The 25,304-nt window shown below is 72.5% G+C and carries 21 protein-coding genes; 10 read left to right on the top strand and 11 right to left on the bottom strand.

Translation table 11 applies throughout. From position 1 onward, the window contains the following. Positions 1-47: 47 nt before the first annotated feature. From BLT44_RS07390 to BLT44_RS07365, 6 genes are all read right to left on the bottom strand, one after another. Positions 48-1,379 (bottom strand): M23 family metallopeptidase, encoded by a 1,332-nt coding sequence (locus BLT44_RS07390; RefSeq protein WP_010154666.1) that lies wholly within the window; start codon positions 1,377-1,379, stop codon positions 48-50. Positions 1,380-1,526: 147 nt separating this feature from the next. After that, positions 1,527-1,997 (bottom strand): MarR family winged helix-turn-helix transcriptional regulator, encoded by a 471-nt coding sequence (locus BLT44_RS07385; RefSeq protein WP_010154668.1) that lies wholly within the window; start codon positions 1,995-1,997, stop codon positions 1,527-1,529. A 107-nt stretch (positions 1,998-2,104) separates the two neighbouring features. Further along, the gene (locus tag BLT44_RS07380) at positions 2,105-3,280 is read right to left on the bottom strand and encodes an acyl-CoA dehydrogenase family protein (protein WP_010154669.1); all 1,176 of its coding nucleotides are present in this window, start codon (positions 3,278-3,280) and stop codon (positions 2,105-2,107) included. Then, positions 3,277-4,713, bottom strand: a complete 1,437-nt coding sequence (locus tag BLT44_RS07375; RefSeq protein ID WP_074690088.1) for a beta-ketoacyl-[acyl-carrier-protein] synthase family protein — start codon at positions 4,711-4,713, stop codon at positions 3,277-3,279. The genes BLT44_RS07380 and BLT44_RS07375 overlap by 4 nt, the downstream gene beginning before the upstream one ends. Next, a complete protein-coding gene (locus BLT44_RS07370) occupies positions 4,710-6,278 on the bottom strand; it encodes a class I adenylate-forming enzyme family protein (RefSeq protein WP_074690086.1) in 1,569 nt (522 codons plus the stop codon). Before BLT44_RS07370 ends, BLT44_RS07375 begins: the two co-directional genes overlap by 4 nt. 9 nt (positions 6,279-6,287) lie before the next feature. Next, on the bottom strand, positions 6,288-6,791 hold the full coding sequence (locus BLT44_RS07365; protein WP_010154672.1) for an Lrp/AsnC family transcriptional regulator: 504 nt from the start codon (positions 6,789-6,791) through the stop codon (positions 6,288-6,290). Between the two features lie 204 nt (positions 6,792-6,995). On the opposite strand from BLT44_RS07365, the gene BLT44_RS07360 reads away from it, so the two are divergent. Continuing rightward, positions 6,996-8,315 carry an MFS transporter gene (locus BLT44_RS07360; RefSeq protein WP_083351986.1) on the top strand — a complete coding sequence of 440 codons (1,320 nt, stop codon included), beginning with the start codon at positions 6,996-6,998 and terminating at the stop codon, positions 8,313-8,315. Between the two features lie 59 nt (positions 8,316-8,374). On the opposite strand, the gene BLT44_RS07355 is transcribed toward BLT44_RS07360, so the two are convergent. After that, positions 8,375-9,133, bottom strand: a complete 759-nt coding sequence (locus BLT44_RS07355; RefSeq protein WP_010154674.1) for a FadR/GntR family transcriptional regulator — start codon at positions 9,131-9,133, stop codon at positions 8,375-8,377. A 248-nt stretch (positions 9,134-9,381) separates the two neighbouring features. On the opposite strand from BLT44_RS07355, the gene BLT44_RS07350 reads away from it, so the two are divergent. The 5 genes from BLT44_RS07350 to BLT44_RS07330 all read left to right on the top strand — a co-directional run bounded on the left by BLT44_RS07350 (position 9,382) and on the right by BLT44_RS07330 (position 16,330). Beyond that, the gene (locus BLT44_RS07350; RefSeq protein WP_010154675.1) at positions 9,382-10,902 is read left to right on the top strand and encodes an ABC transporter substrate-binding protein; all 1,521 of its coding nucleotides are present in this window, start codon (positions 9,382-9,384) and stop codon (positions 10,900-10,902) included. 145 nt (positions 10,903-11,047) lie between these two features. Next, the gene (locus BLT44_RS07345) at positions 11,048-11,995 is read left to right on the top strand and encodes an ABC transporter permease (RefSeq protein ID WP_010154676.1); all 948 of its coding nucleotides are present in this window, start codon (positions 11,048-11,050) and stop codon (positions 11,993-11,995) included. A 2-nt stretch (positions 11,996-11,997) separates the two neighbouring features. Beyond that, positions 11,998-12,921: an ABC transporter permease gene (locus tag BLT44_RS07340; protein ID WP_010154677.1), complete on the top strand. Its 924-nt coding sequence runs from the start codon at positions 11,998-12,000 to the stop codon at positions 12,919-12,921. After that, positions 12,921-14,792: a dipeptide ABC transporter ATP-binding protein gene (locus BLT44_RS07335; RefSeq protein ID WP_074690084.1), complete on the top strand. Its 1,872-nt coding sequence runs from the start codon at positions 12,921-12,923 to the stop codon at positions 14,790-14,792. Before BLT44_RS07340 ends, BLT44_RS07335 begins: the two co-directional genes overlap by 1 nt. 143 nt (positions 14,793-14,935) lie before the next feature. Further along, a complete protein-coding gene (locus tag BLT44_RS07330) occupies positions 14,936-16,330 on the top strand; it encodes an amidase (protein WP_010154681.1) in 1,395 nt (464 codons plus the stop codon). Between the two features lie 210 nt (positions 16,331-16,540). On the opposite strand, the gene BLT44_RS07325 is transcribed toward BLT44_RS07330, so the two are convergent. Beyond that, positions 16,541-17,338: an SDR family NAD(P)-dependent oxidoreductase gene (locus BLT44_RS07325; protein ID WP_010154682.1), complete on the bottom strand. Its 798-nt coding sequence runs from the start codon at positions 17,336-17,338 to the stop codon at positions 16,541-16,543. A 64-nt stretch (positions 17,339-17,402) separates the two neighbouring features. Beyond that, positions 17,403-18,875 carry an aldehyde dehydrogenase family protein gene (locus BLT44_RS07320; RefSeq protein WP_010154683.1) on the bottom strand — a complete coding sequence of 491 codons (1,473 nt, stop codon included), beginning with the start codon at positions 18,873-18,875 and terminating at the stop codon, positions 17,403-17,405. Positions 18,876-19,022: 147 nt separating this feature from the next. Here BLT44_RS07320 and BLT44_RS07315 point away from each other — a divergent pair, with 147 nt between their 5' ends. Together BLT44_RS07315 and BLT44_RS07310 are read left to right on the top strand one after the other, a co-directional pair. Beyond that, a complete protein-coding gene (locus tag BLT44_RS07315; RefSeq protein ID WP_010154684.1) occupies positions 19,023-20,159 on the top strand; it encodes a 3-isopropylmalate dehydrogenase in 1,137 nt (378 codons plus the stop codon). A gap of 41 nt (positions 20,160-20,200) precedes the next feature. Next, complete coding sequence (locus BLT44_RS07310) at positions 20,201-21,640, top strand: MFS transporter (protein ID WP_010154685.1); 1,440 nt, start codon at positions 20,201-20,203, stop codon at positions 21,638-21,640. 84 nt (positions 21,641-21,724) lie between these two features. Here the strand turns inward: BLT44_RS07310 and BLT44_RS07305 are convergent, their stop codons facing one another. Next, positions 21,725-22,069 carry a winged helix-turn-helix transcriptional regulator gene (locus tag BLT44_RS07305; protein WP_010154686.1) on the bottom strand — a complete coding sequence of 115 codons (345 nt, stop codon included), beginning with the start codon at positions 22,067-22,069 and terminating at the stop codon, positions 21,725-21,727. A 78-nt stretch (positions 22,070-22,147) separates the two neighbouring features. On the opposite strand from BLT44_RS07305, the gene BLT44_RS07300 reads away from it, so the two are divergent. Further along, positions 22,148-22,804 carry an FMN-dependent NADH-azoreductase gene (locus tag BLT44_RS07300; RefSeq protein WP_010154687.1) on the top strand — a complete coding sequence of 219 codons (657 nt, stop codon included), beginning with the start codon at positions 22,148-22,150 and terminating at the stop codon, positions 22,802-22,804. 189 nt (positions 22,805-22,993) lie between these two features. Here BLT44_RS07300 and BLT44_RS07295 read toward each other — a convergent pair whose 3' ends face one another. Beyond that, positions 22,994-24,019, bottom strand: coding sequence for an NAD(P)-dependent alcohol dehydrogenase (locus tag BLT44_RS07295; protein WP_010154688.1), 1,026 nt, complete (start codon positions 24,017-24,019; stop codon positions 22,994-22,996). A 169-nt stretch (positions 24,020-24,188) separates the two neighbouring features. Here BLT44_RS07295 and BLT44_RS07290 point away from each other — a divergent pair, with 169 nt between their 5' ends. Then, complete coding sequence (locus BLT44_RS07290) at positions 24,189-25,268, top strand: NAD(P)-binding domain-containing protein (protein ID WP_010154689.1); 1,080 nt, start codon at positions 24,189-24,191, stop codon at positions 25,266-25,268. Positions 25,269-25,304: the final 36 nt, after the last annotated feature.

The following is a 25,304-nucleotide window of genomic DNA, read 5'->3' as shown; positions in this document are numbered from 1 at the left end:
GCGAAGATCCCGAGCCCCTCACTCGTCGCCGGCCGGCCCGCGCCCGATCAGAAGGCGATGTACCAGGCGGGGTTCACGAAGTCGTACCAGCCGTTGTCCTGATTCGGGCGCATCTCGAAGTGCAGGTGGCAGCCCGTGCTCGCGCCGGTGTTGCCGACGTAGCCGACGACCTGGCCCGCCGACACCTGCTGGCCCGCGCTGACGGTCGCCCAGCCGATCATGTGGGCGTAGCGGGTCTGCCAGCCGTCCGGATGGTTGATGGAGACCATGTTGCCGCCGCCGCCGCCGTCCCAGTACGCCATGGCGACGGTGCCCCCCTTCGCCGCGAAGATGGGCGTGCCGCAGCCCGTGGCGAGGTCGATGCCCGTGTGATCGGGTCGGCCCGGGGGCCGGAAGCCCTCGGAGACGTAGAAGCCCGCGGTCGGGTAGATCCAGCCGTTCGAGCCGCCGCCACCGCCGCCGCTCGGAGGCGGTGCGCTTCCGCCGCCGCCGCCACCGCCGCCACCGCCGGGAGCCGGAGCACCGCCGCCTCCTCCGCCGCCGCCTGCTGCGGCACGACGGGCGGCCTCCTCCTCGGCGGCCTTCCGCGCCGCTTCGGCCTCCTTGCGCAGACGCTCGGCCTCGGCGCGCCGCTGCTCCTCCTCGATGCGCAGGCGCTCCTCGTACCCCTCGACGGTCTTCGTCGTGGTGTCCTTCAGCGCGGCGAGCTGGGTCTGCAGCGTCTTCTGCTGCTCCTCCTGCTTCCGCACCTTGTCGCCCTGACCGGCGACGGCCTCAGCCGCGGCCGCCTCCTTCTCCTCCTGCACCTGGCGCAGCTCCTCGCGCTCCTGCGCGGCGGCCTCCGCCTGCTTGCCGAGGGTGTCGGCGGTGTTCGCCGCCTGCTCGGCCTCCTGCGAGAGCGTCGTGTTGCGCTCGGTCGCCTTCGACATCGAGGCCATGCGGTCGAGCAGGGCGTCGGCGGTGCTGCCGTCGGAGTCGAGGAACATCTCGACGCTGCGATCCACCCCGCCCGAACGGTACATCTGGGCGACGATCGCGCCGGCCCGATCGGCGGCCTCGTCGGCCTCCTTGCGGCTCGCCTCGGCCTGCGTCTCGAGGTTCGCGGCCTTCTCCGACGCCGCCGCGAGCGCGTCCTCCGCCTCGTGCAGCTCGTCGATCGTCGTCGCGTGCAGGTTGCGCAGACGGTCGAGCTCCTTCTCGCCCTCCGCGATCAGCGACTCGATCTCCGTGACCTTCTTCGCCGCAGTCGACTGGTTCTGCTTCGCCTGCTGCACGTCGTCCCACGTCGGCAGATCTAGGGCCTGAGCCGGGGGCGCGTTGAACTGGGCGCCGACCAGCATTCCGGCGCCGATCGCGCACGCGGCAAACGCTCCGAGCACACGCCTCGTCGTGCTCGCCTTCCGTTTCTGCATTCTGCCCCCAAGTCGTGCAATATGCGCAGTTCTCCGGCAACGGTAGCATCTCGGTGCGGTGCGCGCCCAGACTCGACCGCCCGGCCGGGAGCCCCGGGCGGTCGAATCGGCCCCTCAGCCGTGCGACTCGCTGCCGCCATCCGCGCCGAGCGAGGCGCGGCTCGCCTCGATGAGACGCACCATCGACCGGTGCAGCTCCTGCAGTTCGGAGGCCGGCATGCCGAGGCGCTCCGCCATCCGCGCCGGCACCAGCTCGGCCTCCGATCGCAGCGCCTCCCCCGCCTCGGTGAGGGTGATCTCGAGACGCCGCTCGTCGGTCATGCTGCGGGAGCGGTGCGCGAGCCCCTGCGCCTCGAGGCGCTTGATCAGCGGCGACAGCGTCGACGCCTCCTGGTGCAGCAGCTCGGCGAGGGTGCGCAGATCGAGCGAGCGGTGCTCCCAGAGCGCGAGGAGCACGAGGTACTGCGGGTGGGTGATGCCCATCGGATCGAGCACCGGCTTGTACGCGGCCACGATGCCGCGCGAGGCGACGGTGAGCGCGAAGCAGACTTGGCGCTCGAGCGCCAAGGGGTCGTGCGAAGTCATGCGATCATCTTCGCAGACGTCGATGCCCGCCTCTTCCCATCTCCGCAATCACGGGCTATCGTGGCCCGAGACCGCCGACAAGGGCGTCGCCGGTCGTCTGCTTCCCGCTACTGCTCGTCGAGCAGCGCCGCGGCGAACATCGGGCGCGACGCGTCCGTGCTCGGCGGATGGAAGAGCCCCGCGGTCGCATCGCGCAGGAGCCTGCCCGCCTCGCCCCCGTTGTCGAAGCCCGCGCCCCCGGTGCAGGCGAGCGCCGTCTCGGCAGCCCGCCGCGCCGCCTCGCCCGCCGCGATGCGCGACGCGACGAGCCGGATCGGCCACCCCGAGCCGTGATCCACGAGGTCGTCGAAGTCGCGCGTGTACGCGTCGAGCTGCGCCGGGACCGCGAGGAACTCGCGATGCGCGTCGGCGAGACGGGTGCGCCACTCGGGCACCTCGGAGAGCCGTGCGTCTCGCGACGCGGATCGCCGCTGCTGCAGCGCCTCCGCGGCGACCTCGAGTGCGCGTCGCGCCACGCCGGCGTAGACCGACCCGACGAGCAGCTGGAAGTTGGCGGTGATCGCGAAGGTCAGCAGGTCGGGCGTGCGGCCGGGCGCGATGCGCCGCGCCACCCGGTCGGCGCGCATCACGGCGCCGTCGAGGCGGGTCGCCCGGCTCTGCGACGCCCGCATGCCGAGCACGTCCCAGTGATCCGACACCGCGATGCCCGGCGAGGTGCGCTCGATGAACCCGAAGACCAGCTGCGGGGCGCCCGGGTCGCTCGCGTCGAGCCCGTGCGCGATGAGCCGCGTCCACACCGGTGAGAGCGAGGTGAAGATCTTGGTGCCGGTCAACCGGTACCCGCCGTCGGGCTGCGGCTCGGCCGTCGTGTTCGACCCCTGCAGCACCCAGTCGTTCGCGGGCTCGCTGATGCCGAATGCGAAGATCTCGCCCGCGGCCGCCTCCTCGAAGACGTACGCGAGCGAGCGGTCCCCGCGCGCGAGCATCGCGGCGACCACCCCGGTGCACATGAGGTGCATGTTGATGCCGAGCGCGGTGCCGGGGGCGGCGCCCGCGAGGCGCTGCTGCAGACGCGACACCTCGTGCAGCGACAGCCCGGGTCCGCCGAACTCGGCGGGCACGAAGAGCTGCAGGTAGCCGCGCTCGCGCAGCTCGGCCAGGTCTTCGTCGAAGAAGCGGTTCTCGCGATCCACGACGGCGGCCCGCTCGCGGAACCGCGCGATCAGGTCGTCGGGAAGGTAGCGCTCGGCGAGAGCTGCATGCGCGCGCTCGCGATCGGTCACGGGGTCTCCTCCATCGTCTCCGGCGAGGTGCTGCTCGCCCGCATCGGGGTGTGCGTCGTCTCCATCGAGGCTCCGCCCTCGGGCGGCGCCTCGCCCGCTCGGCGCAGCAGAATCGCTCCGTTGTGCCCGCCGAAGCCGAACGAGGTCGACAGCACGGTGCGCAGCGCCGCCGCCCGCGCCCTGCCCGTCACGAGATCGAACTCGGGGAACTCGGGGTCGGCGAGGTTGAGCGTGGGCGGAATGCGCTGGGCTCGGAGCGCCTCGACCGAGATGATCGCCTCCACGACGCCCGCAGCGCCGAGCAGGTGCCCCGTGCTCGACTTGGTCGCGGTGAGGGGAATCGATCGCGCGCGGGCGCCGAGCGCCCGGTCGAGCGCCGCGAGTTCGGCGGCGTCGCCCGCGGGCGTGCCGGTGCCGTGCAGGCTCACGTGGTCGACGTGCTCGGGCGTCGCGCCCGCGTCGGCGAGGCACTGCGCGACCGCGCGGGCCGCGCCGAGGCCCTCGGGGTGCGGCGCCGTCGCGTGGTGGGCGTCGCTCGACGCGCCGAAGCCCGCGAGCTCGGCGAGCGGGGCCGCGCCGCGCGCCGATGCGCGATCCGCCGATTCGAGCAGGATCGCGGCCGCCCCCTGCGCCATGACGAACCCGGTGCGTGCGCGGTCGAACGGGCGGCTCGCCCGCTGCGGGGCCTCCTCGAATCCGGCGGCGAGCGCGCGCAGGTTCGCGTTCGAGGCGAGGTTCACCGGGCCGAGGCAATCCTCCATGCCGACGACGAGCACCGCGTCGGCGTAGCCGTGTCGAATGCGGCGCAGGCCCTCGCCGAGCGCGATCGCACCGCTCGCGCACGTCGCCGACACGCCCTGCGCGGGCCCCGTGGCCCCGTATCGCAGGGAGAGGATCGCCGCGGCCGCATCCGGGGCGCCGTACACGGCGAGCGCCAGCGGAACCGACCGCGGGCCGCCGGCGTCGAGTGCGCGCGTCGCGGCCTGCATGGCGTCGACCGGGCCGGAGCCGGTGGCGGCGATGATCGCCGCGCGATCCGCATCGCCCGCGAACGCAGACGCCCAGCCGCCCGCGAGCGCGTCGCCGCTGCCCTCAGCCGCAGCAGCGCCGCCCTCCGCCGCATCCGCGCCGCCCGCAGCCGCGCCGGCGCTGATGCCGGCCTGACGCAGCGCCTCATCCGCAGCCGCGATCGCCCACAGCTGCACCGGGCTGAGGCGCCGCATGAGCCCGGGCGGCACGAGCCCATCGGCCGAGAACCCGTCGACGCGGCCGCCGATGCGCACCGGCAGCGCTTCGAAGCCGGGCCCCTCGAGACGCCGGATCGCGCTGCGCCCGTGCACCACCGCGTCCCACAGCCCGTCGACGCCGAGGCCGCTCGGCGTCACGGCGCCCATGCCGGTGATGACGACGCGGCGCCCCTGCGGCGCGCTCACAGGCGCACCGCCGATCCGTCGAGCACGCGCTCGGCGGCCTCCGCGCGGCGCACCTTCCCGCCCACCGTGCGCGGCAGCGGCTGCAGCGCGTACCATCTGCGGGGCGCGAACTGCGGCGCCAGGCGCTCGGCGGCGAGCGCGGCGAGCGCCTCGCGATCCGGCGCCGCTCCGGCCTCGGGTTCCACGACGAGGGCGACGACGCTGCCGAGCGCGTCGTGCGGCAGCGCCACGGCGACCGCCGCCGCGATGCCGGGCGCGCCCGCGAACGCCCGATCGACCTCGTGCAGCGACACCTTGTGCCCGCCCGTCACCGCCATGTCGCCGGCCCGGCCGAGCATCTCCAGCCCGCCGTCGACGAGGCGCGCCTGGTCGTGCACCGTCGCCCAGCCGTCCTCGCCGCGCAGCAACTCGTCGGCCGTGCCCGCGAGATAGCCGTCGGAGCACGCGGCCGCCCGCACCCAGAGCGTGCCCGCTGCGCCGCCTCGCACCGGCGCGCCGGCTGCGTCGCGCACACTCACCTCGATGCCGGGGTACACCGAGATCGTCGTGCCGTCGCCGCCGCGGCTGTCGCCGATGAACCCTATCTCGGCGGCGCCGTAGTAGCTGATGAGGCGCACCCGCGGCAGCACGTGCGCGAGGCCGTCGCGGATCGCCGCCGGCAGGTTCGCTCCGCCGGTCACCACGAGTTCGAGCCGCGCGAAGGCCTCCGGGTCGCGGCGGGCGGCGTCGGTCAGCGCCTGCACCACCGCCGGCACCGCGACCACCCGCGTGACTCCCGCGTCGCGCACGCGGCCCGCGACGGCGAACGGGTCGAACGCGTCGGCCACGTGCACGCTGCCTCCCGTCGCGAGGCACTCGATCACGGCGTACAGCGTCAGGCTGTACGAGACGGGGCCCGGCGCGAGCGTCACGACGCCGGGGAGCGGCTCGAGGTGCGCGCTCGACACCGCCACGTTCTCCCGGTACTGGTGGCGCGTCTTCAGGAACGCCTTCGGGCGGCTCGTCGTGCCCGAGGAGAACAGGAGCAGGAACGCCTCGTCGCCGGGCCGCGCGGCGGGCGGCGGAGCGGGATGGGCGCGGCGCTCGCGATCCTCGAACTCGTCGAGGGTCAGAATCGTGCCGCCCCAGTCGCGCTCGGCGAGCGCGGCCGCGAGATCCGCCGAATCGGAGACGATCAGCCCGATCCCCGTCGCCAGCACCACGCCCACGCGATGCTCGAGCGGCCACCGCGGATCGATCGTCGCGGAGACCGCCCGGAAGCCGGCGAGGGACGCGACGAAGCGCGCCGCCGCGAACGCGGAGTCGACGCTGATAGCACTGATCGGAATGCCGCCGGTTTCGGGCGCGGGGCGGGGTGCTGCGCCGGGTTCGGGCGCTGCACCGGGGGCCTCGCCGGTGCGGGCCGCGAGCGGCGCGTGCAGCGCGTGCAGCTCATCGACGACGGCGAACGTGCGCCGCGACTGCTCGACGAGTGCGGCGTAGGTCAGTGCGCGCCCCTCCCCCGCGATCGCGAGTCGCTCGGGATGCTGCTGCGCGACGCGCAGGATCGCCGACGTGATGGGCATGCGGCCAGTCTACGCGCGACCGCCCGGCCCGTTCCTCAGCGCTCGTTCGCCCTGAGCGTGCGCGAGCAGCCCGGTGACGCGGTACGGGATCACCTCGCGCAGGAAGAGGCTCGTCGACGTGCGGGTGATGCCCGGGCAGAGTCGGATCTCCTCGCTCACGCGGTACAGATCGTCGGGGTCGCGGGCGACGACGCGCAGCAGCAGATCGGTGCTGCCGGCGGGCGCGAAGCACTCCAGCACCTCGGGGATGTCGGCGAGTGCCGCCACCGCGGCGCCGATCTGGTGCTGGTCGAGTTCGACCTGCACGCTCGCACCCACCGGCCGGCCGAGCGCCGCGGGGGTGACCCGCGAGCTGTGCAGACGCAGCGCGCCCGCACCCTTCAGCTTGTCGAGCCGCGACTGCACGGTGCCGCGCGCGAGACCGAGCTTGGCCGCGATCATCGCGGTCGGCACCCGCGCATCCTGATCAAGCAGCAGCAGGATACGTCGATCGGTCGCATCAAGTTCGCTCATTATGTCCACTTTCTGCTGGGTCACTGCATTCGCAATTGATCATATCGCTCAATTTCTCGAACGCCGCTTGCGCAGATCGACGCGATACGATGAACTCATTCACGTGCCGGCGGACACCCCCGCCGCACTCGGATCACCGCCCGCACCACCCCGCGGGCTGAACCATCGGACGCGCCACCCCTGCGCCCGAAGAAGGAGCACGCCATGCGCGCGACGGCACCAGCGACCGCGAACCCGCTCACCACCCCGAGCACCCCGCCCCTCCACGGCGCACCGGCCGCCGCGGCCCCCGCGCCCGCGGCACGCGCCCCCGAGGCGTCGACCGCGGTGCTGCACCGTCCCCGAGCCCGCGTCGCGCTCACCTCGCTGGCGCTCTTCGCACTGCTCGTCAGCGCGAACCTCAGCACCCCGCTGTTCCCGCTGCTTGAAACCCAGCTGGGCACCGGATCGCTCGGCATCTCGATCGCGTTCTCGAGCTACGTGCTCTCGCTCATCGCGGGCCTGATCCTGTTCCGGCGCATCGCCGACCGGGTCAACCGCCGCACCGTGCTCATCGCAGCACTCGCGGCCGCCGCGCTCGCCACCGCGGCCCTCGCCTACGCGCCGACGCTCGGCTGGTTCTGCGTCGCCCGCGCCGTGCAGGGCATCGCGGTGGCGTGCGCGACGGGCACCGGATCGGGGGCGCTGCGCGCGCTCCTGCCCGGCCGCCCCGCGCTCGTCGGCCGGCTCACGCTGCTCGCCACCTCGGGCGGTGTCGCAGCCGGCCCCCTCGCGGGCGGGCTGCTCTCGCAGGTCGGCGCGCCGCTCCAGACGCCGTACCTCGCCGTCGCGACCGTGCTCGCGGCCCTCGTACCGGTGATCATCGCCGTCGCGCCGCACGGCGAGTGCGCGCCGCCGATCGCCGGGATCGCGCTCGCCGATGCGCCCGATCCCCGACCCGACGGCCCGGGAGCGCACGAGCGCAACGACCCCGCCGCCGCGCGCGCATTCCGCATCGCCGCCGCCACCGGGTTCCTGAGCTTCATGGTCTTCGGCTTCTGCCTCTCGCTCGCCCCCTCCCACTTCGCGACCATCGCCGGCACCGACTCGCGCGTCGCCATCGGCGCGCTCGCGGCCGTCACGCTCGCCGCCTCCGCGCTCGTGCAGCTCGCGCCGCTCACGGGCGGCTGGCGCATGCCGGTCGGGTTGAGCGCGCTCGCGCTCGCGCTCATCGGGATCGCCGCCGCGGGCGGCGTCGGCGCCGTGTGGTTCCTCGTGCTCGCGAGCGCCGTCGCCGGCGCGGGTCAGGGCATCGCCTTCCAGGCGGCGTTCACGGCGGCCACCGCCGCGGTGCACCCGCTGCGGCACGCCTCCACGGTGAGCGCGGTCTACACGGTCACCTACCTCGGCAGCGCGGTGCCCGTCATCGCGCTGGGCGCGCTCGCCGAGCAGTTCGGCCTCGCGCACGCGGTGATCGTGTTCGCCCTCGCCGCGGCGGCGCTCAGCGCGGCCCTCGCCTGCGTCTCGGGCCGCCGCGCCCGCTGAGGCGCGGGAGGGCGGCGCGTTGCAGCGGGCGGCCCTTCCCGCTCCCCGACTCCCGGGCGCTACTCGGCGAGCGCCGCGAGCGCCCGCCGGTCGAGATCGCTCTCGACGAGCAGCCCGAAGCGGTCGGCGACGGCGCGCCGCGCGATCCGGCTCGCGAGCGCGCCGTCGCGCTGCTCGATCGCGACGAACAGACTCCGGTCGATCTCCGCCGATTCGAGCTTCAACCGGTTGTCGTGGTGCTCGTTCTCGACGTCGCGGCGGATGATGGCGCGCAGCACCCCCGACACCGCCTCGCCGGTGAGGCGCAGCACCTCGTTGCCGCTCGCCTCCCAGATCGCCTCGTGGAACTCGATGTCGGCGGCGGCGAACGAGTCGGCGTTGGCCTCGGCGTCGCGCTCCATCTGCTCGATGGCCGCGCGCATGCGCGCCAGTTGCTCGTCGTCGTGCCGCACGGCCGCGAGCCGGCTCGTCGTGCCCTCGAGCACGACGCGGTACTCGACGAGCGCGGAGACGTCGAGGGCGTCGGTGCCGACCAGGGCGCGCAGCGAACGGGAGAGCGGCTTCGACGACGGCGCGAGCACCACCGGGCCGCCCCGCGTGCCGGGGCGCGACTCGATGAGCCCCATGCTCTGCAGAATGCGGAGCGCCTCGCGCACGGTGGGCCGGCTCACGCCGAACTGCACCATGAGGTCGCGCTCGCTGGCGAGCTGCGATCCCACCGGGATGTCGCCCGAGACGATCGCCTGCTCGATCTGGTCGACGATGCGCTGGTAGGTGTGCACGGGAACCGCGGGCTCGAAGCTGTGGGTCGTGGACACCTGGGTCTCTTCCTGATCGGCGGGGCGGATCCGAGTCGCGTCGGCCGCGTGCTCCGATGATAGCGCCCACCTCAGTGGCCTTACCATGTATCCTGGTTCGAAATCTTCCGGGATTTGCACCACACTGCTTCAACACCCACGCCGATTCGCGAATACGCTGTGCAATGCGGATCGGCGACCGGGCACCGTCGCCCGACCCCACCCTCCATCCCGGCTTCGCCCCGCGAAGCCACAGTCACAGGAAAGCAATGATGCGACGTAAGAATGCGATTCTCACCACGGCCGCACTCGCGACCGCGGCCACCCTCGGCCTCGCAGGCTGCTCCGCGGGCGCCGGCAACAGCTCGTCCGACGGCGGAGAGACCCCCACCACGGCGACCATCGCCCTCACCGGCACGCCCACCAACCTCGACTTCACGACGACGGCGGGATCCGCGATCCCGCAGGCACTCATGTCGAACGTGTACGAGGGCCTCGTCGAGCTCGACCAGTCGGGCGAGATCCAGCCGCTGCTCGCAAGCGAATGGACCGTCAGCGACGACCGCAAGACCTACACCTTCACCCTGCAGGAGGGCGTCACGTTCTCGAACGGCGACGAGTTCACCGCCGACGACGTGAAGTTCAGCTTCGACCGCGTGAAGACCGACTGGGTGTCGAGCCTCAAGGCGAAGATGGACGTCGTCGACAGCGTCGAGGTCGTCTCGCCGACCGAGGTCGCCGTCACCCTGACCAAGCCCTCCAACGCCTGGCTCTTCAGCCTCGCCACGCCCGTCGGCGCGATCTTCTCCGAGGACGGGGTCGACGACCTCGCGAACACGCCGGTCGGCACCGGGCCCTACGCCGTCGAATCGTGGACGCCGAACGAGAGCCTCGTCTTCGACACGCGCGACGACTACTGGGGCGAGGCGCCCGGCGTCGAGCAGGTCACCCTGCGCTACTTCGCCGACGCGACCGCCACCACCAACGCCCTGCAGACCGGCGACGTCGACGCGATCGCGAACCTGCAGGCCCCCGAGCTGCTCTCGAGCTTCGAATCCGACGACAAGTTCGTCGTGACGACGGGCACGTCGAGCGGCGAGGTGTCGCTCTCGCTGAACAACAAGGCGGCGCCCTTCGACGACGTGCGCGTGCGCCAGGCGGTGCTGTACGCCCTCGACAAGCAGGCGATCCTCGACACCGCGTGGAACGGCTACGGCTCGCTCGTCGCGACCTACGCCGCGCCCACCGACCCGTACTACGAGGATCTCAACGACGCCTACCCCTACGACCCCGAGAAGGCGAAGGAGCTGCTGCAGGAGGCCGGCCAGGAGAACCTCGACATCACCTTCACCGTGCCGACCCGCCCCTACGCGCAGGCCGTCTCCGAGATCGTGGTCTCGCAGCTCAAGGACGTGGGCATCAACGCCACCATCGAGTCCTCCGAGTTCCCGGCGGTGTGGCTCGACGAGGTCTTCACGAAGCACGACTACCAGATGACCACCGTGCTCGCCGTGGAGGCCCGCGACATCCTCACGGTCTTCAACGACCCGAACTACTACATCGGCTACGACAACTCGAAGATCGCTCCGATCGCCGAGGAGGCGGACGCCGCCGATGAGGAGGGCTACGTCGCGGGCATGAAGCAGGTCGCCGAGCAGATCGTCGACGACGCCGCATCGGGCGTGCTCTTCCTCTTCCCGAACATCACGGTCGCGAAGGCGGATCTCCAGGGCATGCCCGAGAACGCCATCATCGAGGCGCTCGACCTCACCAACCTCAGCTGGAACTGAGCGGATCGGCGGTGCTGCACCGCTGACCCCTCCCCTCCAGTGCGCGAGAGCGCAGTCGGGGTCACCCGAGGCGAACGCCGAAGACCACGACTGCGCTCTCGCGGGCGCCGCACCCCCACCCGCCACCGAACCCGAGGAACCCCGCATGGCCATACGGATCCTGATCAACCTCGCGAGATTCGCGGTGACCTACGTCGTCGCCACGGTCGTCGTGTTCCTCTTCATGCGCCTGATCCCGGGCGACCCCGCCCAGATCGCGCTCGGCGTCAACGCCACCCCCGAACTGCTCGAGCAGACCCGGGCCGAGTTCGGCACCGACCGCCCCCTGATCGTGCAGTACTTCGAATGGTTCGGCGGGCTCCTCACCGGCGACTTCGGCACCTCGTACGTGACGCGCACCGACATCAGCCCCATGGTGCTCGACCGCGTGCAGGTCAGCCTCATCCTGGTGCTCACCGCGATGGTCGTCGCCCTGCTCGTCGCGATCCCGCTCGGCACCTGGGCGGCCGTCAAGCACCGCAACTTCTCGGGCGTCGCCATCGGCCTCGGCTCGCAGATCGGCGTCGCCGTACCCGGCTTCCTCGCGGGCATCCTGCTCGTCATCGTCTTCGCCGTCGGCCTCGGCTGGCTCCCCGCGAACGGGTGGACGGCCCCGGCGGTCGACTTCGGCGACTTCATACGCCGCCTGATCCTGCCCGTCGTCGCGCTCGCCTCCGTGCAGGGCGCGATCCTCACCCGCTACGTGCGCTCCGCCGTGCTCGAGGTGATGAGCGAGGACTACCTCCGCACCGCCCGCGCCAAGGGCCTCAGCAAGAACGGCGCGCTCCTCAAGCACGGCCTGCGCAACGCCGCCATCCCGGTCATCACGGTGACGGGCGTGCAGATCGCCGCGCTCATCATCGGCGCCGTGGTCATCGAGCGCGTGTTCGTGATCCCGGGGCTCGGCTCGATGCTGCTCGACGCCGTCGGCAATCGCGACATGCTGACCGTGCAGTCCGTCGTGATGGTGCTCGTCGCCATCACCCTGATCCTCAACCTCGTCGTCGATGTGCTCTACACGCTCATCGATCCGCGTCTGCGAAGGAGCGCCTAGCCATGAGCACGCAACAGGTTCCCACCCCACCCGCGCAGGCCCCGCGCACCAGCGCGATCAGCGCTCCGGGCAACGCCTCCACGAGCGTCGTGTCGAAGCCGGGCAGGCGCCGGCTGTCGGCCACGCTGCTCATCGGGCTGATCCTCATCGGCCTCGTCGCCCTCGCCGCCATCGTGTCGTTCTTCTGGACTCCCTACGATCCGACGCAGGCGATGCCCGCGGATCGCCTGCAGGGATCGAGCCTCGCCCACCTCATGGGCACCGACAAGTACGGCCGCGACGTGTTCTCCGCCATGCTCTACGGCGCGCGCATCACCCTCTTCGTGGGGGTCATCTCGGTCGGCATCGCCATCGTGATCGGCACGCCGCTCGGCATCCTCGCCGGCATCCGCGGCGGCTGGATCGAAGAGGTCATCATGCGCGCCTCCGACATCGCCCTCGCGTTCCCCGCGCTGCTGCTCGCCATCATGTTCAGCGCCGTCTTCGGCGCCTCGACGCTGACGGCGATGGTCGCCATCGGCATCGCGACGATCCCCGGCTTCGCCCGCGTCGCCCGCTCGGGCACGCTCCAGGTCATGACGACCGAGTACGTGCTCGCGGCCCGTGCGGCGAGCCAGTCGCGATTCCGGATCGCCCTGCGCCACGTGCTCCCCAACATCATCGGCATGGTCGTCGTGCAGTCCTCCGTCTCGTTCGCGCTCGCCGTGCTCGCGGAGGCCGGCCTGAGCTTCCTCGGTCTGGGCACCCCGCCGCCCACCCCGTCGTGGGGGCGCATGCTGCAGGAGTCGCAGCAGTTCCTCGGCACCGAGCCGATGCTCGCCGTCTGGCCGGGCATCGCCATCGCCATCGCGGTCATGGGCTTCAACCTGCTGGGTGACGGCCTGCGAGACCGCTTCGATCCGAAACTGAACGGGAGCCGCGGCTGATGCACACCGAACTCACCGCCTCGCACGCCGAGCGCACCGACCTGCTGCTGCGGGTCGACGACCTGAACGTGCGCACGCCGTACCGCACCCTCGTCTCCGACTTCTCTCTCCACATGGCGCACGGCGAGCGGATCGGCCTCATCGGCGAATCCGGATCGGGCAAGTCGATGACCACGACGGCGCTGCTCGGCCTGCTCCCCAACGGCGTCACCGCCGACGGATCGGTCGAGATCGACGGCTACGCCGGCAATCTGCTGCGAGCCCCCGAGTCCGACCTCATGAAGCTGCGCGGCAACGACATGGCGATGGTGTTCCAGGAGCCCCTCACCGCACTGAACCCGCTGATGCGCGCCGGTGACCAGGTGGCCGAGATCATGCTGCAGCACAAGCTCGCGCCCAACAAGTCGGAGGCGCACCGCCGCGCCGTCGAAATGCTCGACGCAGTGCACCTGCCCGACCCGGCGCAGGCCGCGCGCGCGTACCCGCACCAGCTCTCGGGCGGGCAGCGGCAGCGCGTCATGCTCGCCATGGCGCTCGCCAACGATCCATCGCTGCTGCTCTGCGACGAGCCGACCACCGCGCTCGACGTGACCGTGCAGCGCCAGGTGCTCGATCTCATCCTCGAGCTCGTGCGCGAGCGGGGCACGGGCCTGCTGTTCATCACCCACGACCTCGCAGTGGTGGCGAACATGTGCACGCGCGTGCTCGTCATGAACAACGGCGTCGTGGTCGAGGAGGGCACCACGGAAGACGTGTTCACCCGCCCGACCCACCCCTACACGCGCGGGCTGCTCGCCGCATCGGACCTCGACGCGGTCGACGCCGACGGGCGCCTCTTCACCGTGGCGACGGCGCAGGAGTACGTGCCGCCGACCCTCGACGCCGAGACCGCGGCGGAGGCCCCAGGCGCTCACGCCGCCGAGGCCGGGGGCGCTCACGCCGCGGAGGCCGCGGGCGCGCACGCCGCCGGCCCCGCATTCACCGACCCCGCACCCGCCGCACCGCGCGCAGCCGCCCCCGAGGCGCCGCGTGCCACCGCCGAGGCGCCGCGTGCCACCGCCGAGCCGGTGATGCGCGTCACCGACCTCGTGCGCACCTACACGCGCGGCCGCACCAGCCTCTTGAAGCCGGCGCCCGAGGTGCACGCGCTCAAGGGCATCTCCTTCGAGGTGCCCGAGGGCGGCCGGCTGGGGGTCGTCGGCGAGTCGGGATCCGGCAAGTCGACCCTGCTGCGCATCCTCGCCGGCCTCGACCAGCCCACCTCGGGCAGCGCCGTCGTCGCGGGCAACGAGGTCAAGGGCGCCAAGGAGGCGCAGCTGCGCGCGCTGCGCCAGAACCTCCAGATCGTGTTCCAGGATCCCATGGGCTCGCTCGACCCCCGCATGACGGTCGAGCAGATCATCTCAGAGCCGCTGCTCGTTCCCGGTCGCGGGGAGACCGCAGCCGATCGCAAGCGCATGGTCGCGGAGATGCTGGAGGCCGTGGGGCTGCCCGCGTCATCCGCCGAACGCTTCCCCCACCAGTTCTCGGGCGGCCAGCGGCAGCGCATCTCGATCGCCCGCGCGCTCATCTGCCGGCCCCGCGTGGTCGTCGCCGACGAACCGGTCAGCGCGCTCGACGTCTCCGTGCGCGCCCAGGTGCTCAACCTGCTCGCCGACCTCGTCGACGAGTACGGGCTGACGCTCGTCTTCGTGTCGCACGACCTCAACGTCGTGCGGTACCTCTGCGACTCGGTGATCGTGATGCAGTCGGGCGAGATCGTGGAGGCGGGCGAGACCGAGACGGTGTACCGATCGCCGCAGCACCCGTACACGAGGCGGCTCATCGACTCCTCGCTGACGCTGCGCCAGGAGCTCGCCCACACCGCGTAGCGGACGCCACGTCCGCCCCCGCCGCGCCGTCCGTGAGAGATTCGCCTTCCGCAGGCCGTTCGCTCCCCATCGGTGCTCACCGAAGCCGAATCTCCCACCGACGCAGACGTCTGCATTCCGCACCCTCGACGAAAGGCCCCCGAATGACCTCGCACGCCTCCCTCGACGCCGCCGCGCTCGGCGCGCACTACGCCGACGGCACCCTCACCCCCAGCGCCGTCGCCGAAGACGTCATCGCCCGCGTCGAGTCGCGCGAGCCCGAGCTCAACGCGCTCTACCTGTTCGACGCGGCGCAGGTGCGGGCCGACGCCGCCGCCTCGACCGAGCGCTGGCGCACCGGCGCGCCGCTGAGCCCGTTCGACGGCGTGCCCGCGACGGTGAAGGAGAACATCGCCCGCGCCGGGCAGCCGAAGCCCGCGGGCACCGCGATCCCGAACCCGCCGATCGCTGCGCAGAACGCCCCCGCCACCGACCGGCTGCTCGAGGCCGGGGCGATCATCGTGGGCTCCACGACGATGCCCGACTGGGGCATGCTCTCCTCGGGCGTCTCGAGCCTCCACGGCATCACGCGCGGCGCGCTGAACCCGGCGCACACCTCGGGCGGGTCGAGCGCCGGCGCCGGCACGGCCGCGGCGGCCGGGTACGGACCGTTCCACATCGGCACCGACATCGGCGGGTCGATCCGCCTCCCCGGATCCTGGCAGGGGCTCACGGCGCTCAAGCCCAGCGAGGGGCTCATCCCGCTCGACGCCCCCTACGTGGGCCGCGTCGCCGGGCCGATGACGCGCACCGCCGCCGACGCGATGCGGCTCATGTCGATCGTCGCGCGCCCCGACCCCCGCGACTACCTCACGCGCCCCTACGCCGAGATGGACTGGACGCCCGAGCCGCTCTCCCCCGCCGGCCTGCGCGTCGGGCTGCAGCTCGACGCCGGCTCGGGCCTGCCGGTCGAGCCCGAGACGCGGGCGATCATCGAGAGCGCCGCCGCCCGGTTCGCAGACGCCGGCGCGACGGTCGAGACGCTCGACCCGTTCGTGCCCGCCGCGGTGCTCGAGGGGCTCGTGAACTTCTGGCGCAGCCGATCCTTCGCCGACTACGAGGCGCTCAGCGCGGAGGATCGCGCCGTCGTGCTCCCCTTCATCGCGGAGTGGTGCATCGCCGGCGCCGAGTTCTCGGCCGCGCAGACCGTGCGCAACCGCGGCATGATCGAGGAGATGGCGCGCCTCACGCGCGCCGCGACCCAGCCGTTCGACCTCGTGCTCTCGCCCGTCACGCCGGTGGCCGCATTCCCCGCCGAAGACCCGATGCCCATTCTCGACCCGCTCGAGACGATGGGGCACATCTCCTTCACGGCGCCCTACAACATGTCGGGGCAGCCCGCCGTCTCGATCGGAGCGGGCGTGCAGCGCGACGGGCGCACCGTCGGCCTGCAGATCGCCTCCGGCATCGGCAGCGACGACCGGCTGATGCGGGTCGCGCTCTGGTTCGAGGGCGCGCGCGGCGGCGACGCCGAGATCGACTGGACGCAGGTGGCCTGAGCGCCGCGCGCCCGGCGCCTCCGCGCCGCCCCACCCCCGCCGAGACCGAGGGTTTCGCCCGAGAGCGAGGGATTCCCTCGCGCAGATTCCCTCGCGCTGGGGCGAAACCCTCGGTCTCGGCGCGGAACAGAGCGCGCGGAACGGGGCGCGCCGGGAAGGGGCGCGCCGGAAGGGGCGCACCGCGCCGGGAAGGGGCGCCCGCGCCGCGCCCTAGGAGGCGGGCGGCGTGAAGCGGCCGTCGATGGCCGTCCAGCCGCCGTCGACGAAGAGGGTCGACCCCGTCACGAACGAAGACGCGTCCGAGGCGAGGTAGACGACGGCGCCGGCGAGCTCGTCGGGCCGCGCCCAGCGGCCGAGCGCGGCCTTCTGGGCGTACGCCCCGTACCACTCGTCGTTCGCCTTGATCTGCGCGGTGAGCGGGGTCTCGACGACACCGGGGGCCACCACGTTGACGCGCACGCCCTGCGCGCCGTACTCGGCGGCGGCGGTCTTCGCGAGCTGCACGAGGCCCGCCTTCGTCGCCGCGTAGACGCCCTGGCCGGGCTCGACGACCTGCGCGCGGATCGACGCGAAGCCCACGATCGATCCTCCCCCATTGGCGGCGAACCGGGCGCCGAAGTGCCGGATCAGCTGGAACGAGGCGCGCAGGTTGAGGTTCACGACGCGGTCGAACTCGTCGAGCGAGTAATCCTCCATGCGCTTGCGCACGTTCGTCGCGGCGGTGAACACCAGCGCGGCGGCGGTGCCGAAGCGCTCGGCGGCGGCCTCCACGGCGGCGTCGTCGAGCACGTCGATCTGGAACGCCTCGGCGACTCCCCCGCGCTCGGTGATGAGCGCGACGGTCGCTTCGGCCCCCTCGAGCGAGTAGTCGGCGACCACGACGTGCGCGCCCTGCGCGGCGAGCGCCTGCGCCGATTCGCGGCCGATGCCGCTGCCCGCGCCGATCACGACCACGGTGCGCCCGTCGAGGCGGAAGAGCTGCGAGTAGTCGATCGGCGTGTGGCTCATGCGAGGGCCTCCAGGGTCGGTGCGGGATGTGGTTCGGATTGCGGTTCGGGATCGCGGTGCGGCGTCAGCCGCGCGCCCGAGGGCGGATCATCGCCATGCGGGTGACGGTGAACTCCTCGATGGCGAACCGGGGCCCCTCGCGGCCGATGCCCGAATCCTTCACGCCGCCGTACGGCATGATGTCGGAGCGGAAGCCGGGGATCTCGTTGACGACGACCCCGCCGACCTCGAGCCGGTCGATCGCGGCGAACGCGGTTTCGAGCGATGCGGTGTAGACGGCGGCCTGCAGCCCGTAGCGGGAGTCGTTGACGAGGTCGATCGCGGCGTCGACGGAGTCGACGGCGGTGAGGCAGACGACGGGCCCGAAGATCTCCTCGCACCACACGTCGACGTCGGCGGGAACGTCGCCGAGCACCACGGGGTTCAGGTGCGCTGCCGCCCCGTCGCCCGGTCCGTCGGTGAGCAGTTCGGCCCCGGCGGCGAGCGCGCGGTCGATCATGGCGCGGATGCGCTCGCCCGATGCGGCGTTGATCACGGGCGCCACGTTCGTTGCGAGGTCGCGGGGGTCGCCCACGACGAGTTCGCGCATGCGCTCGACGAGACGGGCGGAGAAGCGCTCCGCGATCCCGCGCTCGAGCACGACGCGCTGCACCGAGATGCAGGCCTGCCCGTTGGCGTAGAAGCCGCCGCGCAGCACGGCGTCGACGGCGGCTTCGAGGTCGGCGTCGGCGGCGACGATGAAGCCGGTGTTCGAGCCGAGCTCGAGCACGGCCTTGCGCGGTGCGGCCTGCTGGGCGATGAGGTGCCCGATCTTCGCCGATCCGGTGAAGGAGACCACGGCGGCGCGGGGGTCGCGCACGAGCGTCTCGCCGACGACGGGGTCGCCGTTGACGAGCTGCGCGGCGGCCGCGGTCACGCCGTGCGCGTCGAGGATCTCGCGGGTGATGGCGAGCAGTTCGATCGTGGCGAGCGGCGTGTTGGGGGCGGGTTTGATGATGACGGGGCAGCCGGCCGCGATCGCCGGGGCGAGCTTGTGCGTGGCGAGCAGCAGCGGGTAGTTGAAGCCCGCGATGCCGATGACGATGCCGGCGGGCTTGCGCGTGTAGTAGCCGATCATGCCGCGGCCGAGCTCCTGGAGGTCGAGGGGCACGGTCTCGCCGTGGATGTGGGAGACCTCCTCCGCGGTCGCCTCGAGCGTGACGATGGTGCGGTTCACCTCGGTGCGGCAGTCGACGCGGGGCTTGCCGGTCTCGAGCACGAGGAGGTCTTCGAGGTGCTGCGCCTCGGCGCGCACGCGGGCGGTGAGGTCGGTGAGGATCGCCTTGCGCTGGGCGGTGGTGAGGGCGGCGACGGCGGCTCGCGCCTGCTCGGCGGCGTCGAGGGCGTCGAGCGACTCCTGCCGACCGCTCACGGGGGCGCGGCCGATGACGCTGCCGTCGAAGGGGAAGACGATCTCGGCGCTCGCCTCGATCGCGCGCCACTCGTCGCCGATGGGCAGTGCTCCGGCGGGCGCGATGAGATCGAGTGCGTCAGGCATGTCGGTTCCTCTGCAACTGGTGGCGGATCCGTTCGGGTGCGGCTGTGCACACGAACCCTTCGCGCCGAGTGGTCTTACCATTTAATATAGATCACCACAGGCCCATCTCCAAGGCGCGAGCGGCCGCACGTTCTCGAAAGGATCGACATGACGAAGAGCTACGCCATCGCCGTACTCCCCGGAGACGGCATCGGCCCCGAAGTCGTCGGCTGCGCGCTCGAGGTGCTCGACGCCGCCGAGGAGCGCTACGGGTTCCGCACCGAGCGCAGCACCTTCGCGGCGGGCGCGAACCACTACCTCGAGACCGGGGAGCTCTTCGACGCGGTCGAGGCGCAGCTGCGCGACAAGGAGGCGATCCTGTTCGGCTCCATGGGCGACCCCCGCGTCACCCCCGGCATCCTCGAGCGCGGGTTCATCCTCGAGATGCGCCAGCGCTTCCAGCAGGCCGCGAACGTGCGCCCCGTGCGCCTCTACCCCGGCGTGCCGACCCCGATCGCCGACCTCACGCCCGAGCGCTGCGAGATGGTGATCGTGCGCGAGAACACCGAGGGCGCCTACGTGGGCCGCGGATCGACCGTGCACGCGGGCACCCCGAACGCCGTCGCGATGCAGGAGTCGCTCAACACGCGCGCCGGCATCGAGCGCGTCGTCGACTTCGCGTTCCGGCTCGCCGTCGGGCGCCGGCGCAGGCTGACGCTGTGCCACAAGACCAACATCCTGGTCGCCGCCGGGCAGCTGTGGCAGCAGGTCGTCGCAGATGTCGGCGAGCGCTACCCCGAGGTCGAGGTCGACTACGTGCACGTCGACGCGATGTGCTTCCACCTGCCGCTCACCCCCGAACGATTCGACGTCGTCGTCACCGACAACCTGTTCGGCGACATCATCACCGACCTCGGCGCCGTCATCCAGGGCGGCCTCGGCGTCGCCACCAGCGCCAACCTCAACCTCGACGGCAGTGCGCCCAGCATGTTCGAGGCCATCCACGGCTCGGCGCCCGATATCGCCGGGAAGGGCTGGGCCAACCCCGCCGGCGCGATCCTCTCGCTCGCGCTCATGCTCGGCCATCTCGGCGAGGGCGAGGCCGCGCGCGCCGTGGAGGCCGCGACCGTCGAGGTGCTCGGTTCCCTGCCGGCGCTCGCGGGCACCGACATGGGCGCGACGACGGCGGAGCTCGGAGCGAGGATCGCCGCGATCGTGCACGACGGTCGCGCCGACACGGGCCTCGTGCCCGACTCGCTGCTCGGCGTGCTCGCGGGCCTCGCACCGTCGCGCCTCGCGGGCTGACGCCCGTCGGGGTATCTCGCCCGCACCGATAGGCTGATCGGATGGGAAGTGCGGATCGGGGCAGCAGAGGCCGCCTCTCCCGCACCCCGCCGCGCTGGGCCACCGTCGCCGCGCTCGCGTACGCGGGCCTCTGCTCGTCGTTCATGTTCACGCTCGTGGTGCCCCTCCAGGCCGAGTTGCCGCGCCTGCTCGACGCGTCGCGCGAGGACACCTCCTGGGTCGTGACGATCACCCTGCTCGTCGCGGCCATCGCGACGCCGATCTCGGGCAGGCTCGGCGATCTCTTCGGCAAGAAGCGAGTCGTGCTGGTGCTGCTCGCCCTGCTCATCGTCGGGTCGGTCATCGCGGCGGTCGCCGGCACGATCGTCGGCGTGATCGTCGGGCGCGCGCTGCAGGGCGCGGTCACCGGGGTGATCCCGCTCGGCATCGCGATCATGCGCGACGTGCTGCCCCCGAGCCGCCTCGGCACCGCGGTCGCGCTCATGAGTGCGACGATGGGCGTGGGCGGCGCCGTGGGCATGCCGCTCGCCGCCTACCTCGCGCTGAACGCAGACTGGCACGCGCTCTTCTGGCTCGCAGCCGGGCTCGGCGTGCTGGGGGCGCCGCTCATCGCCTGGTGCGTGCCCGGCGATGTGCTGCGCTCGACGGGCCGGCTCGACCTGCTCGGCGCGCTCGGCCTCGCGGCGGGCCTCTCGGGCGTGCTGCTCTTCGTCTCCCGCGGCGGGCAGTGGGGGTGGGCGTCGCCGCTCGCCCTCTCGACGATCACGGGCGGCGTCGTCGTGCTGCTGCTCTGGGGCTGGTACCAGCTGCGGGCGCGGGATCCGCTGCTCGATCTGCGGGTCGCCGCCCGCCCCGCCGTGCTCTTCACCAACGTCGCCGCGATCGGCATGGGGTTCGCGCTCTTCTCCTCGAACGTCGCCTTCCCGCAGCTGCTCGAGCTGCCCGTCGCCTCGGGCTCCGGATTCGGACTCGACATGATGGAGGCCGCTCTCGTCGTGATGCCGGCCGGGATCGTGATGATGATCCTGTCGCCGCTCTCAGGCTGGCTCGAGCGCACGGTCGGCCCCCGCCCGCTCTTCACCGCCGGCACCGCGGCGATCGTGCTCGCCTACGTCTTCGTGCTGCTCTGGTCGAGCGAGGTGTGGCACGTGTTCGTCGCGAACCTCTGCATCGGCGTGGGCATCGGGTTCAGCTTCGCCGCCATGCCGATGATCATCATGCGGTCGGTGCCCGCGCACGAGACGGGCGCCTCGAACGGGCTGAACGCGCTCTTCCGGTCGATCGGCACGTCGAGCGCCTCCGCCGTGATGGGCGGGGTGCTCGCGTCGATGACGGTCGAGTTCGGCGGTCAGGCGATTCCGAGTCGCGCGGCGTTCGACGTCTGCTTCTGGCTCGCGATCGCGGCGGGAGCGGCCGCCCTGGTGCTGTCGCTGCTGATCCCCCGTTCAGGCGGCGAGCGGCGGCCGGCCCTGCCCGGCTGACGCTCCGCCCGCACCGCCGACCCCGAAGCCCGAAACGCGAAGCGCGGATCGCCACGCCCCGACCGCAATGCCCGGCTCGTCTCGCTACTCGCGCGGCCTTCCGGGCGCGAGGTTGGCCGAGGCCCATCGACCGAGATCGTCGAGCACGGGCACCAGCTGTTCACCCCCGGGAGTGAGGGCGTACGTCACCGATACCGGTGGTCCGGGCGACACCGTGCGCGAGATGAGCCGCACCTCGGCGAGTTCGGCGAGCCGATCCGAGAGCACCGCGTCGCTGATGCCGGGCACGGCGCGCCGCACCTCGGCGAAGGCGAGCGATCCCCCGCCGAGCGCGTCGATGATCATCCCGTTCCAGCGTTTTCCGAGCACGGAGAATGCGAGGCTGACTGCGGCGTCGCATGCGTGCCGATCGTGCCCGGAGTCTGTCATGCCCCCATTCTACGGTGCTACACTCGCCGAAGTCGCTCTGAAAATATGAGCGACTCACCACAGTAGAACGGAGTCCGCGTGACCTTCTTCCGCCTGGATGCGAGCATCCTCCCCGCCACCTCCGCGAGCCGCGCGCTCGGCGACCGCGTCGAGCAGGAGTGGACGGCCGCTCACCCCGACTCGACGGTCGTGCGCCGCGACATCGCTGCAGAGCCGATCTCCGCCGAGGTCTGGCGAGCCGCCGTCACCGGTGGATTCACCCCCGAAGACGAGCGCAGCCCCGAGCAGCGCGACGCGCGCGCCCTCGCGAGCACCCTCGCCGATGAGCTCATCTCGGCCGACGCCCTGCTCTTCGACGTGCCGCTCTACAACTACGGGCCCTCGCAGCACTTCAAGACCTGGTTCGACGTCGCGTACACCGACCCGCGCATCGACCCCCAGGGCACGGCCCTGCAGGGCAAGCCGGCGACGCTCATCACGGTGATCGGGGGCAACTACGGGCCCGGCACCCCCAAGGAGGGCTGGGACCACTCCACTCCGTGGCTGCGGCGCGTGCTCGAAGACGTCTGGGGCCTCGACCTGCGCATCGTCGAGCGTCCCTTCACGCTCGTCGGCGTGAACCCCGCGCTCGACGACTTCGCCGACCTCGCGGCGTCGCTCAAGGAGCAGGCGGAGCAGGACGCGACCCGCTCGGGGCGCGAACTCGCCGAGCTCCGGGCGCAGCGCTCCGCCTGACCGGCGGGGTCGCTCCCCGCTCGCCGAGCCCCTGCCCGCTCGCCGAACCCCTCTCCGCGCGCCGAGTCCCTTCCGTGTAGACGCCGTCTCGGCAGGGGCTCGGCGCACCCGCAGGGGCTCGGCACGGTAGCGGGGGCCCGGCACAGTAGCGGGGGCTCGGCGCGGTAGCGGCGACTCGACCGGGCGCTGCTACGGCACGATCACGGCGCGGCCGCGCACCTTGCCCGCGTGCAGATTGTCGTAGGCGCGGGGAGCGTCGGCGAGCGAGTACTGCTCGACGTGGATGCTGATCGCGCCGCGCTTGGCGAGTTCGACGACCTCCATGAGCTCAGTACGCGAGCCCCAGTTGATCGCGCGGCCGGCTACGTCGAGCGGCACCGTGGTCTGGCCGATCGGCACCGACCCCGGGGCCACTCCGACCACCACGATCTGGCCGCCGGTGCGGATCATGCCCGCCGCGAGATCCGCCGTCGGCTGAATGCCGACGAAGTCGAAGACCGCCTCGGCGCCGAGACCGCGCGTGAGCTCCTTGACCGAGCCGATCGCGTCGGGGTTCGACAGGAACGCCGCGTCGGCGCCCACCTCGCGGGCGAAGTCGAGGCGATCCTGCGCCACGTCGAGCACCACGACGCTCGTCTGCGTCAGCGCCTTCAGCAGCTGGATCGCGACGTGCCCGAGGCCGCCCGAGCCGATGACGACCGCCGTGCTGCCCGGCGTCAGCTTCGGCAGCGCCGACTTGATCGCGCGGTACGGCGTGAGCGCCGCGTCCGTGAGCGAGACGTTCTGCACGGGGTCGAGATCGCCGATCGGCACGAGGTGGCGCGCGTCGTCGACCAGCATGTACTCGGCCATGCCGCCGTCGCTGAAGATGCCCGGGGCGCGCATGCCGTGCTCGCAGTTCTGCTCCTCGCCGCTCGCGCACGGGTAGCAGCGCCCGCAGCCCCACGGGCCGTAGACGATGACGCTCTCGCCCACCTCGAGCCCGGTGACCCCGGCGCCCAGTTCGGCGACCGTGCCCGCGACCTCGTGCCCGAGCGTGAGCGGCAGGGGCTTGAAGTAGTAGTCCTCGGCGCTCGTGCCCATGATGAACTCGTCGGAGTGGCACGCGCCCGCAGCGGTCACGCGCAGCAGGATCTCTCCCGGCCCGGGCGCGGGCTTCTCCACCTCGACCAGCTCGGGGCGGCTTCCGATCTCACGGTACTGCAGTGCCTGCATGGTGCACCTGCTTCCTCCGGGCTCGTGGCCCGGTACGTGCGCGATGTCGCGCGGGGCGTACGGCGCGTCGGGGTGCGGCGGCCTTCTCCAGGCTACTCCTGCAGCTGTCGGCGCACAGGGCGGCGGCGGTGCCGGGAATGGGCGAGCCGCGGCCGCCGTTGCACCCCGTGTGAGCGACCCCGGCATTCTCGACAGCGTCGTGATCGGCGCCGGCCAGGCCGGGCTGTCGGCCTCCTTCCACCTGCGGCGCCTCGACATCCCGCACGTCGTGCTCGACGCGGACGCGGCGCCCGGCGGAGCCTGGCAGCACCGCTGGGACGCCCTCACGATGCGCGACGTCCACGGCGTCGCCGAGCTGCCCGGCTCCCTCCCGCCCGCACGCAGCCGCGAGCGGGCGAACACGGCGATCCCGCAGTACTTCACCGCGTACGAGCGGGAGCACGATCTTCCGGTGATCCGGCCCGTGCACGTCGACCGGGTGCAGAACGACGCCCGGGATCCCGAACTGCTCGTCGTCTCGGCCGGCGAGCGGAGCTGGCGCTCGCGCACCCTCGTGAACGCGACGGGCACGTGGTCGCAGCCGTTCGTGCCGCGCTACCCGGGCATGGAGACGTTCGCCGGCGAGCAGCTGCACACGGTGGCCTACCCCGGGCCCGAGCACTTCATCGGGAAGCGCACGCTCGTGGTGGGCGGCGGGGCATCGGCCGTGCAGTTCCTGGGCGCCATCGCCCCGCTGACCGACGTCGTCTGGGCGACCCGGAGCGAGCCCGTGTGGCGCACCGACGAGTTCACCCCCGAGGCCGGCGCCGCATCGGTGGCGCTCGTCGAGCAGCGCGTCGCGGCGGGCCTGCCGCCGCAGAGCGTCGTCAGCGTCACGGGTCTCATGCTGCGCGAGCAGGAGCGGGAGGCCGAGCGGCTCGGCGTCTACCGCGCGCGGCGCCCGATGTTCGCGCGCATCGAGCCCGACGGCGTGCGGTGGCCCGACGGCTCGTTCGAGCGCGTCGACGTGATCCTCTGGGCCACCGGGTTCCGCCCGGCGATCGCCCACCTCGCACCGCTGCGTCTGCGAAGCGCCGCAGGGGGCATCCGGCTCGATCGCGGCGGGCGCGGCACGACGGCGGTGGCCGACACGCGGGTGCAGCTCGTCGGGTACGGGCCGTCGGCGAGCACGATCGGTGCGAACCGCGCGGGGCGCACGGCCGCCTCGGGGGTGCGCCGATACCTGCAGCGCAGCGCTCGGGCGGCCTGACGCGCCGACACCCGGCGCGGATCGAGCCGGGGATCG

This window comes from Leucobacter chromiiresistens (assembly GCF_900102345.1).
Taxonomy (GTDB): Bacteria; Actinomycetota; Actinomycetes; order Actinomycetales; family Microbacteriaceae; genus Leucobacter; species Leucobacter chromiiresistens.
Note: the sequence above shows the minus strand (reverse complement) of the source record. Positions and strands in the feature narration are given on the sequence as shown.